General features: G+C 70.5%; 16 protein-coding genes and 1 tRNA gene. 6 read left to right on the top strand and 11 right to left on the bottom strand.

The genetic code is table 11. The annotated features are described in order from the left end of the window. The first annotated feature begins 2 nt into the window (after positions 1-2). Complete coding sequence (locus ABWI07_RS03710; protein ID WP_353817615.1) at positions 3-1,523, top strand: M28 family peptidase; 1,521 nt, start codon at positions 3-5, stop codon at positions 1,521-1,523. 481 nt (positions 1,524-2,004) lie between these two features. Next, a complete protein-coding gene (locus ABWI07_RS03705) occupies positions 2,005-2,217 on the top strand; it encodes a DUF2277 domain-containing protein (protein ID WP_149261905.1) in 213 nt (70 codons plus the stop codon). Here ABWI07_RS03705 and ABWI07_RS03700 read toward each other — a convergent pair. After that, positions 2,214-3,236, bottom strand: a complete 1,023-nt coding sequence (locus tag ABWI07_RS03700) for an aspartate-semialdehyde dehydrogenase (RefSeq protein WP_149261906.1) — start codon at positions 3,234-3,236, stop codon at positions 2,214-2,216. The genes ABWI07_RS03705 and ABWI07_RS03700 overlap by 4 nt on opposite strands. 97 nt (positions 3,237-3,333) lie before the next feature. Further along, a complete protein-coding gene (locus tag ABWI07_RS03695; protein ID WP_149261907.1) occupies positions 3,334-4,485 on the bottom strand; it encodes an acyl-CoA dehydrogenase family protein in 1,152 nt (383 codons plus the stop codon). A 138-nt stretch (positions 4,486-4,623) separates the two neighbouring features. Here ABWI07_RS03695 and ABWI07_RS03690 point away from each other — a divergent pair, with 138 nt between their 5' ends. Then, on the top strand, positions 4,624-4,938 hold the full coding sequence (locus tag ABWI07_RS03690) for a PspC domain-containing protein (protein ID WP_149261908.1): 315 nt from the start codon (positions 4,624-4,626) through the stop codon (positions 4,936-4,938). Positions 4,939-4,946: 8 nt separating this feature from the next. Here the strand turns inward: ABWI07_RS03690 and ABWI07_RS03685 are convergent, their stop codons facing one another. Together ABWI07_RS03685 and ABWI07_RS03680 are read right to left on the bottom strand one after the other, a co-directional pair. Beyond that, positions 4,947-6,203 (bottom strand): MFS transporter, encoded by a 1,257-nt coding sequence (locus ABWI07_RS03685; protein WP_235037109.1) that lies wholly within the window; start codon positions 6,201-6,203, stop codon positions 4,947-4,949. Positions 6,204-6,370: 167 nt separating this feature from the next. Then, positions 6,371-6,721, bottom strand: a complete 351-nt coding sequence (locus ABWI07_RS03680; protein ID WP_375708348.1) for a metallopeptidase family protein — start codon at positions 6,719-6,721, stop codon at positions 6,371-6,373. A gap of 23 nt (positions 6,722-6,744) precedes the next feature. Here ABWI07_RS03680 and ABWI07_RS03675 point away from each other — a divergent pair, with 23 nt between their 5' ends. Further along, positions 6,745-8,397 carry a metallophosphoesterase family protein gene (locus ABWI07_RS03675; RefSeq protein WP_353817614.1) on the top strand — a complete coding sequence of 551 codons (1,653 nt, stop codon included), beginning with the start codon at positions 6,745-6,747 and terminating at the stop codon, positions 8,395-8,397. A 71-nt stretch (positions 8,398-8,468) separates the two neighbouring features. Next, positions 8,469-8,541, top strand: a tRNA-Glu gene (locus ABWI07_RS03670). Between the two features lie 28 nt (positions 8,542-8,569). Here the strand turns inward: ABWI07_RS03670 and ABWI07_RS03665 are convergent. From ABWI07_RS03665 to ABWI07_RS03650, 4 genes are read right to left on the bottom strand one after another with little or no spacing between them, the layout of a single operon-like run. Next, complete coding sequence (locus ABWI07_RS03665; RefSeq protein WP_353817613.1) at positions 8,570-8,785, bottom strand: hypothetical protein; 216 nt, start codon at positions 8,783-8,785, stop codon at positions 8,570-8,572. Between the two features lie 35 nt (positions 8,786-8,820). Further along, on the bottom strand, positions 8,821-9,099 hold the full coding sequence (locus ABWI07_RS03660; RefSeq protein WP_353817612.1) for a hypothetical protein: 279 nt from the start codon (positions 9,097-9,099) through the stop codon (positions 8,821-8,823). Beyond that, complete coding sequence (locus ABWI07_RS03655; RefSeq protein WP_353817611.1) at positions 9,087-10,289, bottom strand: M48 family metalloprotease; 1,203 nt, start codon at positions 10,287-10,289, stop codon at positions 9,087-9,089. Before ABWI07_RS03655 ends, ABWI07_RS03660 begins: the two co-directional genes overlap by 13 nt. Continuing rightward, the gene (locus ABWI07_RS03650) at positions 10,286-10,633 is read right to left on the bottom strand and encodes a hypothetical protein (RefSeq protein ID WP_353817610.1); all 348 of its coding nucleotides are present in this window, start codon (positions 10,631-10,633) and stop codon (positions 10,286-10,288) included. Before ABWI07_RS03650 ends, ABWI07_RS03655 begins: the two co-directional genes overlap by 4 nt. A gap of 283 nt (positions 10,634-10,916) precedes the next feature. Between ABWI07_RS03650 and ABWI07_RS03645 the strand changes: the two genes are divergently transcribed. Next, positions 10,917-12,035, top strand: coding sequence for an RDD family protein (locus ABWI07_RS03645; RefSeq protein WP_353817609.1), 1,119 nt, complete (start codon positions 10,917-10,919; stop codon positions 12,033-12,035). Between the two features lie 925 nt (positions 12,036-12,960). Here ABWI07_RS03645 and ABWI07_RS03640 read toward each other — a convergent pair. The 3 genes from ABWI07_RS03640 to ABWI07_RS03630 all read right to left on the bottom strand — a co-directional run bounded on the left by ABWI07_RS03640 (position 12,961) and on the right by ABWI07_RS03630 (position 18,003). Further along, entirely contained in the window at positions 12,961-15,102 is a 2,142-nt protein-coding gene (locus ABWI07_RS03640; RefSeq protein WP_353817608.1) for a serine/threonine-protein kinase, read from the bottom strand. After that, the gene (locus tag ABWI07_RS03635; protein ID WP_353817607.1) at positions 15,099-17,189 is read right to left on the bottom strand and encodes a serine/threonine-protein kinase; all 2,091 of its coding nucleotides are present in this window, start codon (positions 17,187-17,189) and stop codon (positions 15,099-15,101) included. Before ABWI07_RS03635 ends, ABWI07_RS03640 begins: the two co-directional genes overlap by 4 nt. A gap of 154 nt (positions 17,190-17,343) precedes the next feature. Continuing rightward, positions 17,344-18,003, bottom strand: a complete 660-nt coding sequence (locus ABWI07_RS03630; RefSeq protein ID WP_353817606.1) for a hypothetical protein — start codon at positions 18,001-18,003, stop codon at positions 17,344-17,346. Between the last annotated feature and the right edge of the window lie 98 nt (positions 18,004-18,101).

Below are 18,101 nucleotides of genomic sequence, written 5' to 3'. Positions count from 1 at the left end.
TCATGAGATCGCGTATCTTCGCGACCCTGGGCGCGGCGGCCCTGGCGGCGTCGGCCCTGCTCGCCCCGTCCGGCGCCGCGGCCGCGCCCACCGCCCTGGCCGCGCCCGACATCCCGCTCTCCAACGTCAAGGCGCACCTGTCCCAGTTGCAGAGCATCGCCAACGCCAACGGCGGCAACCGCGCCCACGGCCGCTCCGGCTACCGCGCCTCGCTCGACTACGTGAAGGGCAAGCTGGACGCCGCCGGCTACCAGACCAGCGTCCAGTCGTTCACCTCGAACGGCGCCACCGGCTACAACCTGATCGCCGACTGGCCCGGCGGCGACACGAACGACGTGCTGATGACCGGCGCGCACCTCGACAGCGTCACGGCCGGGCCCGGCATCAACGACAACGGCTCGGGCTCCGCCGCGAACCTGGAGGTCGCGCTCGCCGTCGCCCGCGAGAAGTACGCGCCCAAGCGGCACCTGCGGTTCGGCTGGTGGGGCGCGGAGGAGCTCGGCCTCGTCGGCTCGACCTACTACGTCAACAACCTGCCCTCCACCGAGCGGTCGAAGATCAAGCGCTACCTGAACTTCGACATGGTCGGCTCCCCCAACCCCGGCTACTTCGCCTACGACGGCGACGGCTCCAGCGGCAGCGGCGGCCCGGCCGGATCCGCCGAGATCGAGCAGACGCTGCGCGCCCACTTCCAGTCGATCAACGTGCCCGTCCAGGACACCGCGTTCGACGGCCGCTCCGACTACGGGCCGTTCATCCGGTACGGGATCGCCGCGGGCGGGCTGTTCACCGGCGCCGAGGGGCGCAAGACCACCCAGCAGGCGCAGCTGTGGGGCGGCCAGGCGGGCGTGGCGTTCGACCGCTGCTACCACTCCTCCTGCGACACCGCGTCCAACATCGACGACACCGCGCTCGACCGCAACGCCGACGCCATCGCGTACGCCGTCTGGACGCTCGGCGGCGACGGCGGCACCCAGGAGCCGCCCGGCGACACCGTCTTCTCCGACGACCTCGAATCGGGCACCGGCTGGACGACCAACCCGAACGGCAACGACACCGCCACCACGGGCCGCTGGGAGCGCGGCACCCCGCAGCCGACCAGCTACTCCGGCACCGACCTGCAGCTCGCCGCCGCGAGCGGCAGCGGCGCCCTCGTGACGGGCGCGGCCGCCGGAACCGACGCCGGAACCTACGACCTGGACGGCGGCACCACCACCGTCCAGTCGCCCGCGATCGCGCTGCCGGCCGGCTCGAAGACGCTGTCGTTCTCCTGGTACCTCGCCCACCTGAACAACAGCTCAAGCGACGACTACCTGCGGGTGCGGATCGTCGGGCCGAACGGCTCCACGACCGTCCTCAGCCAGGCGGGCGCGGCGACCAACCGCGCCGGGTCCTGGCAGACGCAGACCGCGGACGTCTCCGCCTACGCCGGCCAGACCGTCCGCATCGTCGCCGAAGCCGCCGACGCCGGCACGGGCAGCCTCGTCGAGGCCGGCCTGGACAACCTCAAGATCACCAAGTAACCGCAGGCCGAGGGCCGTTTTCAGAGTTTTGCACGGCCCCGTTCACACAATTGAAAATCCAGTGGCGGATGGATTCGTTGACACCCCACCGCCCGCCGCGATGCACTCGTGGACGGCCCCTCCCCCACCCCCAGGGCCGTTCACCAGTACACCGCACGGGACGATCTCGGCCCGCCCCGTGCACAAAAGACGGGGACCCCGCCCCCCGCCCAAACGCCCCCTCTGGCCCATGGCCAGAGGGGGCGTTTTTGGGTCGCCTCAGCGAAGCCGCACCACCCTCTTCAGGTGACCTCAGCCCCGCCGCAACCACGCGACGACTCCAACGGTTGCGATCGCGTCCGAAGGCAGGTTCGAGCTTGCGAGAACCTGATCGCGCAGCGAGCCGCCAGGCGAGACGGAGCGATGCCAGCGATCGCCCGCGTTTCTCGACGATGGAGGGCCTTCAAGGCCCGAAGGAGGAGAGAAATGCAATGCTAGGAGCATGTGCCGCAGTATTAAGACGCTTCGACCGCCGTATGCCGACGTTGTCACCGATGAGGACGTGCGGGCGGCGGCGCTCCAGTATGTGCGCAAGATCTCCGGGTTCCGGGCGCCCGCGTCGCACAACGCCGAGGCGTTCGACCGGGCCGTGGAGGAGATCGCGCGGAGCACCGCCGCCCTTCTCGAGTCCTTGGAGGTGCGGGGGCGCCGCTAGCTCCCCGCGGCGACCAGTTCGGCGATCTGGACGGTGTTGAGGGCCGCGCCCTTGCGCAGGTTGTCGCCCGAGCAGAAGAGGGCGAGGCCGTTCTCCACGGTCTCGTCGCGGCGGATGCGGCCCACGTAGGTGGGGTCCTGGCCGGCGGCCTGGAGCGGCGTCGGGACGTCCGACAGGACGACGCCGGGCGCGCCCGCGAGCAGCCCGCTCGCGCGCTCGGGGCTGATCGGGCGCTCGAAGCGGGCGTTGACCTGCAGGGAGTGGCCGGTGAAGACGGGGACGCGGACGCAGGTGCCCGACACCTTCAGGTCCGGGATCTCCAGGATCTTGCGGCTCTCGTTGCGGAGCTTCTGCTCCTCGTCGGTCTCGGCGAGGCCGTCGTCGACGATCGAGCCCGCCATGGGGAGGACGTTGAACGCGATCGGGCGCACGTAGACCGACGGCTCGGGGAACTCCACGGCCGTCCCGGAGTGGGTGAGCCGGTCGGCGGTCTGGACGGTCTTGGCCGCCTGGTCGTGCAGTTCGGCGACGCCGGCGAGGCCGCTGCCGGAGACGGCCTGGTAGGTGGAGACGACGAGGGCGGTAAGGCCGGCCTCCTCGTGCAAGGGGCGCAGCACCGGCATCGCGGCCATCGTGGTGCAGTTCGGGTTGGCGATGATGCCCTTGGGGCGCTGCGCCGCGGCGTGCGGGTTGACCTCGGCGACGACCAGCGGGACGTCCGGGTCCATCCGCCAGCCGGAGGAGTTGTCGATCACGACGGCGCCGGCGGCGGCGACCTTGGGCGCCAGTTCCCTTGACGTGGTCTTGCCCGCGGAGAACAGCACGATGTCGAGGCCGGTGTAGTCGGCGGCGGCCGCGTCCTCGACGGTGATCTCGGTGCCGTTCCACGGGAGCCTGCGGCCCGCCGAACGGGCCGAGGCGAACAGCCGCAGCTCGTCCACCGGGAATCCCCGCTCGGCCAGGATCTCGAGCATCTTGGCCCCGACCTGTCCGGTGGCCCCGACGATGCCGACTCTCATGCCGCTCCCTCGTGTAGATCGCTCGACCGGGCGAGTCTGCCCAGGTCGGATGCAGGACGTCCAGTGAATAACCCTACGTGGAGGGTTCAAGGAATGCTTAACGGAAGGCGTCCAGCCCGGTGACGGCCTTCCCCAGGGTCAGCAGGTGAACCTCCTGGGTGCCCTCGTAGGTCAGGACGCTCTCCAGGTTGTTCATGTGCCGGATCACCGGGTATTCGAGCGTGATCCCGTTGGCGCCGAGGACGGTCCGGGCCTCGCGGGCGACGTCCAGCGCGGCGCGGACGTTCGCGAGCTTGCCGAACGAGACCTGCTGCGGGGTCACGGTCCCCTCGTCCTTGAGCCGCCCGATGTGCAGGGCGACGAGGCCCGCCTGGCCGAGGGCGACCTCCATCCAGGCGAGCTTCTCCTGGGTGAGCTGGAACGACCCGATCGGCTTGCCGAACTGCTCGCGCGTCTTGGCGTAGTCGACGGCCGCCTCGTAGCAGGACCGCCCGGCCCCGACGGCGCCCCACAGGATGCCGTAGCGGGCCTCCGAGAGGCAGCCGAGCGGGCCTTTCAGGCCCTTCACGTTGGGCAGCATCGCCGACTCCGGCAGCCGCACGCCGTCCAGCACCAGCTCGGAGGTGACCGACGCCCGCAGCGACAGCTTCCGGTGGATGTCGCTCGCGGCGAACCCCGGGGTGCCCTTCGGGACGAGGAAGCCGCGGATCCCGTCGTCGGTGCGCGCCCAGACCACGGCGACGTCGGCGATCGACCCGTTGGTGATCCACATCTTGGCGCCGTCCAGCACCCAGTCGGCGCCGTCCCGGACGGCGCGGGTGCGCATGTCGCCGGGGTCGGAGCCGCGGTCGGGCTCGGTCAGCCCGAAGCAGCCGATCGCCTCACCGGCGGCCATCCTCGGCAGCCACTCGGTCTTCTGGTCCTCCGACCCGTACTTGTGGATCGCCGCCATCGCCAGCGACCCCTGGACGGAGACGAAGCTGCGCAGCCCCGAGTCGGCCGCCTCCAACTCCCGGCACGCGACCCCGTAGGCGACGGCGCTCGTCCCGGCGCAGCCGTAGCCCTCCAGATGCATGCCGAGCAGGCCCAGCTTGCCCAGCTCGGGCGCCAGTTCGCGGGCGGGGAACGTCCCGTCCTCGAACCAGGTGGCCAGGTGCGGAGCCACCTTCTCGGCCACGAAGGCGCGCACGGTGTCGCGGACCATCCGCTCCTCGTCGGTGAGCCGGTCGTCTACGCGCAGCACGTCCATGCGGGGTCTCCTCCGTCCGGGGCCGTCCGCCACGAGGGTACGTCGGGGGCGCGACCCTGACCGGGCAGGGGGGCATTCAGGGGTAAATCAGGGCGAATCCGGATGTCAGGGTTACCCGTGGCTGGGCATGATCGAGGCATGGACATGGAGAAGACCACCAGCAAGCAGCTCCGCCGCACCCGCGAGGGACGGATGATCGCCGGCGTGTGCTCCGGCGCCGGGCGGTACCTCGGCGTCGACCCCAACATCCTCCGGCTCGGCCTGGCCATCTTCACGATCTTCGGTGGCGCGGGCGTCGCGCTCTACGCGATCGCGTGGCTGCTCATCCCCGAGGAGGGCGCGGAGAAGTCGGTCGCCGAGGACCTGTTCAAGAAGGCGAGCGACTCCCCGACCGTCCAGGACGCCGTGCAGAAGACGAAGGCCACGGTCAACAAGAACCGGACCAGCGTCTAGGACGCCGTCTAGGACGCCTGGATACCGGACAGCTCGTCGCCGCCCCCGGACGGCGGGGTGACGACGACGGCCTCGACGCGCTCGCGCGCCCCGGCGATGACGCCGCCGCGGACCTGGTTCCAGCCCAGGGTCAGTATCGCGGCGGCCGAAAGGCCGAGGACGCCGGCGAGCGCGACCACGGTCTCCGGCCCGAGCACCTGGGCCGCGGCGCCCCCGATGAGGATGCCGACGCCCTGCCCGGCGAGGATGCCGGACTGGGCGAGGCCGAACGCCTGCCCCCGCCCGGACGCCGGGACCGCCCCCACGAACGCGGCGTTGGCCGCGAGCTGGTAGGCGCCGCCGACGCCCGACAGCGCCCACAGCGCGACGACGCACCACAGCGGCGGATGCGCGCCCGCGCCGATCAGCGGCAGGCACGCGAGCATCGACATCCAGCCCATGACGTGCAGCCGGCTCGCCGGCCGGACGAACCGGCTGAACAGCAGCGAGCCCACCACCATCCCCGCCGGCATCGCCGCCAGCAGCAGCCCGGCCGTCACCGCGCCGCCCCCGAACGTCGCGGCGTACGGGACGGCCAGGCCCTCGGGGATCACGTAGAACGCGCAGAGCCACGCGAACAGCACCAGCGACCGCAGCACCGGGTCGCCGAACACGAGCCGCACGCCGTCCCGCGTGCCGCGCCACAGCCCGAGCACCTGGCGCTCCCCGCGCCGCGGCGCGGGCCGCCGGCGCAGCCAGCCGACCAGGATGACGGCGGAGGCGCCGAACGTCAGCGCGTCCAGCCCGAGCGCCTCGTACGTCCCGACGACGGCGACGGCCGCGCCGCCCACCAGGAAGCCCAGCACCTGCGTGATCTGCTGGGTGACGTTCGCGATCGCCGACCCCGCCACATAACGGTCGCCTTCCAGTACGTCGGGCATGACGGCGGCGCGAGCGGCGGAGAACGGCGTCCCCAGCAGCACCGTCAGGAACACCAGCCCCGACAGCCCCGCGACCGGCATCGGCACGAGCGCCATCACCGCGACCAGCCCGGCCCGCAGGACGTCGCAGACGACCATGACCGTCCGGCGCGGGAAGAGGTCGGCGAGCCCGGACAGCACCGGCCCGCCCACGATCGGCGGGATATAGGTCAGCGCGTACATCAGCGCCGTGAGCAGCGTCGACTTCGTGTGGTCGTACACGAGCACGGCGAGCGCGACCTGCGCGAGCTGGTCGCCGACGAACGACAGGGCCTGCGCGAGCCAGAGAGCACGGAACTCGCCCACCGCGAAAACCTCACGGTAGGTCGCCTGCTCATCCGGCGGACGACGATGCCGGCCGGTCTGCCTTCCCGCCACGCACGCTCCAGTTCAGTCCGCCCGGTGCCGGGCGCCCTCCCCTATTAACTCACGCTGCGTGGCAGTCGCGTGACCTACAGTACACATTTCTCGGATCAATATCCGAGTTCGTGCAGCCGCTCGTCGTCGATGCCGAAGTGGTGGGCGATCTCGTGTACGACTGTTATTCGGACTTCTTCCACCACGTCATCCTCGGTGTCACATATACGGAGGATCTCGTTGCGGTAGATCGAAATGTGATCGGGCAGGACGGCCCCGTACCAGTCGCCCCGCTCGGTGAGTGGTACGCCTTGGTATAGGCCGAGCAGGCCGCGCTCCGGCGCGTCGTCCTCGACGACGATGACGACATTGCGCATGTGGGCGGTCAGCTCGGGCGGGATGCTGTCGAGAGCCTCCCCGACGAGGTCCTCGAACGCATCGCGCGACAACTCCATCACACCGGTCATTCTGCTCGACAGAAGGGGAACACGTGCCCAAGGTCCGCGCCGCGTTGACCCAGGCTTCCGCAACCGTGCGCGCCTACGCCGCGCGCGCCCGCGACGCCTGCTCGCCCGTCACCCGCCGCGCCCGACCCGTACTCACCAGCCGTTGGACGCGGTTCTTCCTCGTCTTCATCGTCGGGCTCGCCGCCGGCTACCTGGGCCTCCTCGCCGGCGGCCGCTACGTCACCCCCGTCGGCCCCGCGGACGTCCAGCTCAGCCTGCACCCGTCCCTGCACGGCGGGACGACCCTGAAGCTCCCCCCGCTCGGCTCCCTCCAGCTCGACACCCACGGCGGGCCCGTCTCCCTGGAGGCCCGCCTCACCGACCTGCGCCCCGACCAGGCCAAGAAGCTGATCGAGGACGAGACCGCGCTGGACCGCCTCACCGACCACATCGCGGGCCAGCTCCGGCACGGCATCGCCGAACTCCTCCTGCGCGCCGTCCTCATCGGCCTGGCCACGAGCTTCGTCGCGTCCCTGCTGCTCTTCCGCTCCTGGCGGCGCGCCCTGCTCGGACTGGGCTCCGCCGCCGCGGGCCTCGTCGCCCTCACCCTCGTCACCTGGGGGACGTTCAACCCCCAGTCCATCGCCGAGCCCCGCTACACCGGCCTGCTCGCCAACGCCCCCCAGGTCGTCGGCGACGCCCGCAGCATCGTCGAGCGCTTCTCCGCCTACCGCGCCCAGCTCGCCCGCCTCGTCGGCAACATCTCCGAGCTGTACGCCACCACCTCGACCCTCCCCACCTACGAACCCGACCCGTCGACCATCCGCGTGCTGCACGTCTCCGACATCCACCTCAACCCCGCCGCCTGGAACGTGATCAAGTCCGTCAGCACCCAGTTCAAGGTCGACGTCGTCATCGACAGCGGCGACCTGATGGACCACGGCAGCAAGCCCGAGGACAAGTTCGCGGACGAGATCTCCGACCTGAAGGTCCCCTACGTCTACGTCCGCGGCAACCACGACTCCAAGCAGACCCAGAAGGCCGTCGCCCGGCAGAAGAACGCGATCGTCCTGGACGACACGACCCGCGAGGTCGCCGGCCTGCGCGTCTACGGCCTCGGCGACCCCCGCTTCACCCCCGACAAGAGCACCCGCGACGACTACGTCGGCGCCGACCAGCTCCGCGCCGAGGGCCTGCGCCATGCCGAGCGGCTGCGCGGCGGGGGCGACCTCCCCGACCTCGTCGTCACCCACGACCCCACCGAGGGCGAGGGCTTCTCCGGCGTCGCCCCCATGATCCTCGCGGGCCACACCCACGCCCGCTCGACGAAGCTCCTCCCCAGCGGCTCCCGCCTCTTCGTCCAGGGCTCCACCGGCGGCGCGGGCCTGCGCGGCCTCGAACACGAGCAGCCCACCCCCATCGAGCTGTCCGTCCTCTACTTCTCCCGCGCCAGCCACCGCCTCCAGGGCTGGGACGACCTCCGGCTCGGCGGCCTCGGCCTCACCTCGGCGCAGATCGAGCGCCACCTCGAACCCGCCCCGGACCGCGCCGTCAAGCCCCAGCCCCCGGCCACGTCCCCGCCGGCGTCCCCGACGTCCCCGTTCCCCTCGGAGTTCCCGTCCGACTGGCCGTCCCGCACCCCGTCCCCGACGACCTCCCCGTCCCGCACGCCCACCCGCACCCCCTCTCCGGGGTAACCGTTTGCACGCCGCCCCGCCACGTCCTCTAGACTTGGCGAGTCGAGTGGCGACCATCTCCGCCACCACGGGCCCCCTTCGTCTAGCGGCCTAGGACGCCGCCCTTTCAAGGCGGTAGCGCCGGTTCGAATCCGGTAGGGGGTACTTTCGGAACCGGCTCGACCGGAACCGATCACCACGTTCGCGGCATCGCGAGCCTGGCCTGCTCCGCGTTGAGGTCGGCCGCGATCTCGGCGGCGCGCTCGTTGACACGCTGAACGAGCGCCGGAGTCGGCTCTTCCAGATTCTCCAACGGGTCGAGCACGCGCGCTTGCCGCCGAGCCAGATCCTTGATCTTGGCTTTGGCCGTCGCCACCTGCGTCTGGTGCTCGCACAGCCCACAGGTCATACAGGGCCTCAGCACGAACACCGGCCGGGCTCGCGTTATGGGTGGGTGAGGCGGCTGAGCGGGTCCGATAGTAGTTGCGCGGCGAGCACCGATGCGGCCAGCGCGCCTCCCTTGGGGAGGTCGCGGGAGCCGAAGGCAGTCCGCAGCTTCTCCACGAGCTCGGAGAATTTCAGAGCCCGGTGCGGATCGCAGAAGGCCTCGACGCGCTTGGCCGGCACGCCCCACGCGAGCAGCGCTGTGCGTGCGTCCCCCGCCACCGCCGCGCGGACGGCGTCGAGCGCCGGCCGATCGGCCTCCTGCTCTATTTCCGACATGTCCGCCGCGACGTTCTCACGCGCGCGGCTCTGGGGTCGAGAGCCTCGACAAGCCGCAGCTTCATGGGCGGCAGCGGCGAATGGACTCCTGGAGTCTGGGCTAGCCATACCGTGGTGAAGCGGTGCCCGTGCTGGGAGAAGTCCGTCGCTCGGTGGGTGGCCTCCACCAGGTCGTTCAGGAAGATCTCCGCGAAGTCGCGTATCTCGGGCCTGAGTTCTCCCATCAGCCGGGCAGCCCGGGCCGGAGCCGAGGGGTGGGTGCGACCGCTGCGGATGAACACCGCCCGCTCGTCGCCGTAGATCGCCAGCATCCCTATCAGGGCTCCGAGAGCGGCCCCGGCCTCGGGGAACATTCCGAGCCCACCGGCCGCGCGAGTCCCTGCGACGGCGTGTTCGCCGACTCTTACCGCTGCCCGGTATCCCAACAGATCGGCGTCGAGTTCCCGCTGCTGGCTGTCCGTGCATGCCGACAGGTCCTCGGCCGGAGAGAACGCACTCGCAGCGGGAGGATGCTCCAGTACGTGGTGGGCGGCCTCATGGCACAGCACGAACACCATCGCTTGCTGCGCCAGCAGCCAACTGACCTGCTGGGCTCGGCGGGGCACTCGATACCCCAGTTTCGCGGCCAGCGCGAAGACACGCTGGTTCACGTAGTAGTAGCGGAGCAGCCCGGTCAGCAGCCCCCGGTCGATGCCGAGGCTCCTGGTGCGCTGGGCTCGCCAGGCGTGCCTCAACCGGCTGAACGGCAGGGCGGAACCAGCAGGCACGAAGCCTTCCGCAGCGCATCCGCTGTAGAGAAGGCACAACGTCGTGGTCGCGTCGGAGAACTGGACCAGTCCCCATCCGCTCTCCAGCGGACGCATGCGAGCCGACACCGCTTCGCTGTTGATGGCGACGAAGGAGAGCAGGTCCAGGCGTTCAGGCCGGTTGGTCAGCTCGGCCATGGCCTCGGTGACCTGCTGTTTGAGTCCGTGGGTCAGCGCATCGACCGGATTGGCGTGGCCGCCTTCCCCCTGGCTGAGCTTCCACTCGGCCATGAGGCGTTCGAGTTCGGCGCGCCCCGCATGGTCGCCCATGTCGGTGAGTTCTTCGAGCAGTTTCTCCAGCTGGTCCTCACGGTTGATGCCGGAGAGGCGTGCGGCCGCCTCGCCCGGTGACTCCGGCTCCGGCGCGGCCTCGTCCGTGCTCATCGCGGCGCGGGGGCGTTCTGGCAGAAGGCGCCCAGGCCGATCCGCGCGATCAGGACGGCGACGATCACCGATGTGGGGCCGAAATCGTCGGTGAGGAGTTCGGCGATGGCGGCCGCGTCGATGACGCGGTCGGAACCGCTGGTCCCCAGGAACGGCTGAATCCGTTCGTGATGGCAGATCTTGCGCTGGAGATCGCGGTGCTTGTCGGTGAACCACTGCTTGCCGAAGCGACGCTGTTCCTCCTCGTCTTCGGGGGACAGCCCCACCCCTTCGCCCAGCAGTTCCGCTCCGAGCAAGGTGTAGAGCTCGTCGTCGCTCATGCCCTGATACTCGACAAGGTCCACGGCGATCCTCTCCAGCAGGCAGGGTCCTCGACATCCAGACCTACCGGAGACTCGTTCACCCTGGCGTCGCGTCAGGCAGAGTGGCCAGTGTCGGTCTGCCATGCCCGCGACCAGCGTGTTGGATCGCCGCGATGGGCCGGCGGTGACGTGGCGCGAGGCCACAGTGGGTCTGTCTGAGGCCTGGGGCATGCTTGCATTTACGCTCATGACGGCTCCCCTGTATGTCCCGGCGGGGACTTCCCCAGATCGGGATCCGGGCGAAGACGGCCGTGTCGTGCGGGTGTTGGCGAGCACGCGGCAGCGGGTCGCGGCCCGGGCGATCGACCTGCTGGTCGCCTTTCTCATGGTCCTGGCAGCCGTGTCGCCCGTCTACGCGGTCGTCCTGCTGTCCGACGGCTCCTCCTCCGCGGCGACGGCCTGGGCGGCCGCCCCACTCGTGATCACCGGCATGGCCGGTCCGCCGCTGCTGCGCGTCGGGGGGATCGTGCGGTGGGGCTGCACCCTGGGCCAGCGGGTCGCCGGGATCCGGGTGGTGCGCGAGGAGGACGGGACGCGGGCCCCGGGATGGCGGCGGTCCTTCCGGCGGTACGTCCTCCCGAGGAGTGCCTCGCCCGTACCGCTGATCAGCGACCCCTGGGTGTACAGGAAGGACGACCGGCTGAGGCAGTGCCTGCACGACCGGCGCGCCGGGACGGTGGTCGTCCGGGCCCAGGCGCCCCCGGCGCCCAAGGAGACCGGCGGACTGGCGGCGCTCGGATCTCCCAGCCCGGCCGGGCTCCCTGACCATGTGCACCGCTGGGAGGCACGCGAGCGCAAGCGGCGCATCGCGCTCGGCTCCTCCCTGGGCGTTCTGGGGGCGGCCGTTCTGTCCGCACCGTTCGCCGCCGTGCTCATGACCGGGCCATCCGCCGTCAGCGGCCCGGCGTTCGAGGTCGAAACCTTCTACGACGACGCCACCAGGTTCGAGAACCGCTTCGGGGGACGTTCCGAGACCTACGAGCGAACGGCCGCCGAGGTCCTGGACGATGAGGAGGGCTGCCTGGCGGGAGCGACCAGTGAGCAGGCCCGGGCCGTCCTGCGCCGAACGGGGTGCGAGGGACGGATCGAGATCGCGTTCAGGACCACGGACGGCGTCCTGGTCAGCAGCCACGTCCTCAAGTTCCACGACCGGGCTTCCGCCGCCGGTGCTCAGCGCCTTTTGCGGCACACCGACCTGCGCTTCGTTCCCGGCGGCCGCGTCGACCCGCCGGGCGGCGCCCTCATCGGCCAGGTCGGAACCCGGGACCGCTACCTGGTCGCCACGACCGCCGTCTCTGCACGCCGGCCTGAAGCGGCGGCGAAGGCGAAGAACGCCTTCCTCCTGATCCACGTCCCCACCCTCAACGTCATCCTCTGGCTCTGAAGCTCCGCGCCTCGCGGGGTCGCCGTCGGGTACCCGGAGGCCGGCCGTGGCTCGCCGCCCGTCCAATCGGGAGGACGGGCGGCGGCGCGCGGGGGCGGCGGGTTCAGCTCCCCCACTCCTGGAATGCGGCCAGGTGCCGCTGCGAGGTGGCGATCAGCCGGTCGTACTCGGCCTTGACGTCCGCCGATGGGAACTGCCCGGCACTCCTGCCCTCGGTGGGATCGCTGATCGTACCGGTCGAGCAGCGTGCGGACCGCGCTCAGGTGGTTGCTCTCGGCCTTGGCGACCTGGTCGAAGACGGGCGCGTCGTAGCGTGCGGCAGAACGGCGGCGGGAGCTTGGGGCGGTCGCCAGGGAATGAGTGGGCGTGGGCGGCCAACCGCCGGCTCGTCCGGCGTATCTCTGAACAGGCTTGCGGCCCGGCTCTCAGGCGGGAGAGCCGGAACCGCCGTGGTCTGTGAAGAGAGGATCGACCGATGGCTGGCCGCGAAGCGCCTACACGGAGCTCGCGAGCGCGGACCCAACGGTCACGGGATTGGGAAGCTGGATGGGATGGTTAGGCGGGCGTTGGGTGGGGTGGGGGGTGGAGCCGGTCTGCGGCGGATCCCGTAGGGAGTGCGTCCCAAATAGGGTGCGTTTGGGCTCTTGCCCGGCCAGCCTGGGCGCGTCCGGTCTTGACGGGGACGCCGACACCCGGACGACGCGCGACTCGCGCATCAGCTGTCCCGCCGTGCACCGGACGGCCTCAACGCCCTCATGGTTCTCCCGCTCCAGCTCGGCGATCCGCTGCACGTCGCTGGTCGTGGTCCTCGGACGCTTTCCGTTGTCGACCTCGGCCTGGCGGACCGAACCGCGCGTTCAGATCAGGGCCTCCACCCGTCCGGGAGGCGCTCGGAAGGAAGAAACGCCACACCAAGACCTTGAGCTCAGCCGAGATGGAAGGCGAGCAGTGCGTTGCCGTGTGCGGCGGCGAGGGTGGGGCCGTTGGTGCTGAGTTCCCATTGCCTGTTGGAGACAGGGGTTGTTATGGGGTAATTCCAGACAATTTGCCCTGTCTTGGCGTCCCAGGCGTAGAGTCCCGAGCCCGTGGTGCCTGCCACGCCGAGGCAGATCAGCCCGCCGGCGACGGCCAGTGGGGCGGGGCCGGGCGCGGGGGTGTCGGCGGACCAGAGACGCCTGCCGGTGCGGGCATCGAGGGCGACAAGTTGTGGGCTGTCCAGGACGTAGGCGTATCTCCCGTCGACCAGGAAGTCGACTGCCCGGCCGCCGGGTGAGGTCGGCGTGTAGGTCCACCGCTGCCGGCCGGTGGACGCGTCCAGGGCGTAGATGGTCGGCCCGTTCATGTAGACCAGTCCATTGGCCACGGTCACGTTGAGCACGAGCGCGTTCTTGCCATCAGGGTCCCTTGCGGCGTTGGGGAGGTCTGCGCTCCAGACCTTCTGGCCGGTGTCGACCGACAGCGCGTTGAGAGTGGTGTGAGAAGGACTGCTGAAGACCAGGTCACCGTTAACCGGCACCATGAGCATCGTCTCGCGCGGACTGGACCAACGGACCGCACCCGTCGTGATGTCGAGCGCGATGTGTCGGCTCTCGCCTTCCTCCTTGGCCGCCTCACCAAGGAGGGTACGGCCCTGGATGCCGTAGAGAACGGTGTACGAAGCCTGCGGCCACTGGCGTATCCAGAGCCGGCGGCCGGTGGCGGGATCCAGGCCGATGATCGTTTGATCCCCGCTGAGGGCCAGCAGTTCGTCGGCCGAAATCATGAGTTCTGGGTACCGATATTTCTCCGGTGCGTTGTAGGTCCACTTGACCGTCTGGGACTCGTCCATGGCGACGACCGCGCCTTCGGAGTTGGCCGTCGTATAGATGAGCGTCGGCCCGGCGGCCATCTCGCCGGTTCGGGACCAGATCTGCCGTCCGGTGGCCAGCGAGTAGCCGCGGAAATCGTCCTCGAAGACCTTGCGGGCGACCGAGATGATCGATCGAGAGCGGACCACGAGATTGATGTCGTCCTCGTCTTGGATCGAGGTTCGCCACAGCAACTTCGGCGGGGCGGGCCGGTGTCCCTTTGCGTCCTGGGTCGCGCCCAGTGCGGCGGCGGTTCCGCCGCCGATGGCGGCGAGTCCGGCAATGGCGGCCCCGCCGACCAGCAGCCGTCGCCGGGTGCGGGCGCCGGCGACCGTTCGCAGATCCAGGACGAGGGTGTCCTCCCGCTGCCGTAACTCGTCGCCCATGTCGCCGGGGAGCCAGCCGGGCGTGACCGGCTGGGCGGCCAGCAGCGTCGGCAGCAACTCCGCGGGCGGACGCCGGTCGGGATCCCGGCTGAGGCAGGCGCTCACCAGCTGCGCCAGGGAAGCCGGGACGCCGCGCAGGTCGGGTTCTTCGTGCATGGTCCGATGGATGATCGTGGGGACCGCGTCCCTGCCGAACGGCGGGCGGCCGGTGGCGGCGAATGCCAGCACGGCGCCGTAGGCGAACACGTCGGCCGCCGGTGTGAGCCGCGTTCCGTGGATCTGCTCGGGAGACATGTAGCCGGGGGAGCCGATGAACTGGCCCTCCGCGGTGAGCGTGGCGGTGTCGGCGGCCTTGCTGATGCCGAAGTCGATGACCTTGGGGCCGTCCTTGGCGAGAAGGATGTTGGCCGGTTTGAGGTCGCGGTGCAGCAGGCCCGCCTCGTGGATCGCGATCAGCGCCTCGCCCAGTCCGGCGCCGAGGGTGCGCAGCCGCGGCTCGGGCATGGGTCCGTACCGTTCGATCGTCTCCTTCAAGCTGAGGCCGTTGACGTACGCGATCGCCAGCCACGGGACGGTGCCGTCGGGTTCGGCCTCGACGACCGGGCTGGTGAACGCGCCGCTGACCTTCTTGGCGGCCTCGACCTCGCCCCGGAATCTGGCGCGGAAATCGGGGTCTCCGGCGAGCTCGGGCCGCAGGACCTTGATGGCCACCGCCCGTCCCGCCGGGGACGCGCCCAGGTAGACCACGCCCATTCCGCCCTCGCCCAGGCGCCGCAGCAGACGGTACCGCCCGATGCGTTCGGGGTCGCCGGGCTCCAGCGCCGCCGCCGTCATCGCCCCGCCTGGAAGCGGTAGAGCCGCTTGTGGTCGGTCGCGAAGACCGACGAGCCGGACGCCGCGACTTCCCAACCGCGCTGCGTGTCCGCCGGCCCCCGGTGCGCCCACAGTGCCCGGCCATCGGTCCCTGCGACGAGAATGCCCTGGGACGGGCCTGCCGGGTCGTTGAAGGCGGCCGCGACGAGGCCGCCGGTCGCCGCGATGTGTCCCCGGTCGTCGGCGAACGGTTCTGGACCGGCCAGCGTCCACCGGGCGGCGCCGGTCGCCTGGTCGTAGGCCTGGAGAACCTCTTCCTTGAAGATCACGTTGGCGCCTGCGGGAATAACGGTGTCGAATCGCTTGTCGGTGTCTCGCGACCACACGGGCCTCCCGGCGGCGGTGTCGACCGCCTGGAGGGTGTCGCCGAAGTTGCCGAACACCCGACCGTTGGCAACCGAGATGTCCAGGCTTGCCCTGTCCCGGTCGCCGCCGTTCCCGGACCAGGTGCGGACCCAGCGCTTGCGGCCCGTGACGGGGTCGAGGGCGGCGAGGGAAGGCCCGGAACTGAGGTAGAGGCTGGACTGGTCGACCGCTCCGGAGGTCGACCCTTGGCCGGAGAAGTGCCACCGAATCTCGCCGCTGATCAGATCCAGCGCCCAGACGTCCCTGCTCGAACGCACGATGACCGTGTCGCCGACCACACCGAGGACGGACGAGGGGTTGACGTCGCGCGGCGTGGGAAGGTTCGTGGTCCTGCCGGTCGGAGCATCGACCAACGTGATCGTCTGGTCCTCGAAGTCGCCGACCACGCCGCCGAGGACGATGAACGTCGATCCGCGGGCGGGGTTGCCCGCATACGCGGCGTTGGCTTTGTCCTTCGCCCACAATTGCCGCCCGGAGCCGGCGTCCACCCCGTACATCTCCTGTTCGCCGCCCCACAGCACGACACCGTCCGCCACCAGCAACATCGACGTCCCGGTGACAGGCTGAGGCGGGGTGAACGTCCACGCGGGCGGGGGCGCCGCGGCGAGGGCGGTGGCGCCGGGAGCGGGCCTGGCGGGCTCGGATCTCCCGCGGGTCATCACCCAGCCCGTCGTCCCCGCGCCGATGCCGGCGACGGCGACCGCACCGGCCAGTCCCAGGATCCGGCGTCGCCCGACCCTGCCCGCCTCCGTGTCATCGACCCGCAGCGGCGGTGGGGGCGTGGCCGGCTCCGACGCCACCCTGGTCGCCTCGGCCTCCCTGGCCGCCACCTCCTGACGCAGCGCGGGTGAGTTCAGTGCCTGGGGATCGGCGGGGGTCAGTGCGGCGAGCACGGACTCCAGGGCGGGACGTTCGGTCGACTCCTTGGCCAGGCAGGCGGCCAGCAGTTCACGCAGTGACGCGGGCACGCCGTCGAGGCACGGCTCTTCGTACATGACTTCATAGAGCACTCTGGCCGGGTCCCGCTCGCCGAACGGCTTGGCCCCCGAGGCCGCGTAGACCAGCACACCCGCCAGCGAGAACACGTCCGCCGCGGGCCCGGCGTCCCTGCTTCCGGCAATCTGCTCGGGAGCCATGTAGGCCAGCGTGCCGATCACGGCGCCGGTGCGGGTGAGCCGCGTGTCGTCGGTGACCTTGGCGATCCCAAAGTCGATGATCTTGGGGCCGTCCTCGGCCAGCAGGATGTTGCCGGGCTTCAGATCGCGGTGCACCAGGCCCACCCCGTGGATCGCTCGCAGCGCTTCCGCCAGTCCCGCGCCCAGAGCCCGGACGGCGGACTCGGGCAACGTTCCGACGCTCACGAGGGCCTCGCTCAGCGTGGGCGCAGGGACGTAGCCGGCGGCGAACCAGGGCTGTGGCGCGTCGGCGTCGGAGTCCAGCACCGGGGCCGTGTAAAGCCCACTCACCTTGCTCGCGGCAGCGACCTCGCGACGAAATCGCTCCCGGAAGGCCGCGTCGTCGGCGAACTCCCGCCGGATGAGCTTCAGTGCAGCCAGCCGGGCGCCCGGCGATCGGGCGAGAAAGACGATCCCCATTCCGCCCGCGCCGAGCCGGGCGAGGATTCGATACGGCCCGACCCACACAGGGTCCCCCGGTTGCAGCGACCGCACGCCCACCCCCATTTCAAATGAACATATGTATCTATACGTTTATGAGAACGCACACAACCCGGCGCAGCTCAACTCTCCCAACTCACAAAGTCCCCCGGCCCTGGTGGAGCCGGGGGACGCCCAAGCCAACGACGGAGTCGGTTGGGGGTACGCCACAGACCGCCTGTCACGGGATTGGGAAGCGGGATGGGATTGTTAGGCGGGCGTTGGGTGGGGTGGGGCCTGGAGCCGGTCTACGGCGGACCCCGTAGGGGGTACGCCGTAGACCGGCGCGCGATCCCGTTTCGGCGGCCCCGATCGCCGCAGCCGCCGCGTCGTGCTGGGTGCCGACGATCTCGGACGTGATCGTGACCTCGCAGTCCATGCGGCCGATCTTCCGGTCGTAGCGCATCCGCAACCGGAGCACATCCAGCAGCCGCCGCAGCACCGGCCCTGGAACCCGCCCCGGATCGATCGCTCCGGCCGGGAGCAGATCCAGCAGTTCAGGGTAGGGGCGCGGGGGCGCCGCACTCCGGACTCCTCGTAGCTTGGCTTGTGCGGCTTCCAGGTCGGCGGCGATCTGAGCGGCGCGTTCGTTGATGTTCTGGACGAACGCCTCGCTGGGGTCATCTAGTTGTTCAATCGGATCCAGCACCCGCGCCCGGCGACGACCGAGATCCGCGATCTCGGTTACCAGGGCTGCGACATGCCCTTCGTGTTCACGCAGGTGTCGATCATCCAGCCGGACGAGCAGCGTCTCAAGACGCCCTCGGCGATGGGCACCGAAGATCTCCCGATTGAAGAAGTCGTTCAGCCCCGCGATGAGAGGCTCTTCACGGATCCGCACGACCGCGGGATGCCCTTCAGGCAGGTGAGAACGTTTCGGGCTGCAGACGTAGTACAGCCGCCCCGATCGTTCTTGCCGAACATCCGGCGTTCGCAGTC

The organism is Actinomadura sp. NPDC000600, from assembly GCF_040492135.1.
Classification (GTDB): Bacteria; Actinomycetota; Actinomycetes; order Streptosporangiales; family Streptosporangiaceae; genus Spirillospora.
Note: the sequence above shows the minus strand (reverse complement) of the source record. Positions and strands in the feature narration are given on the sequence as shown.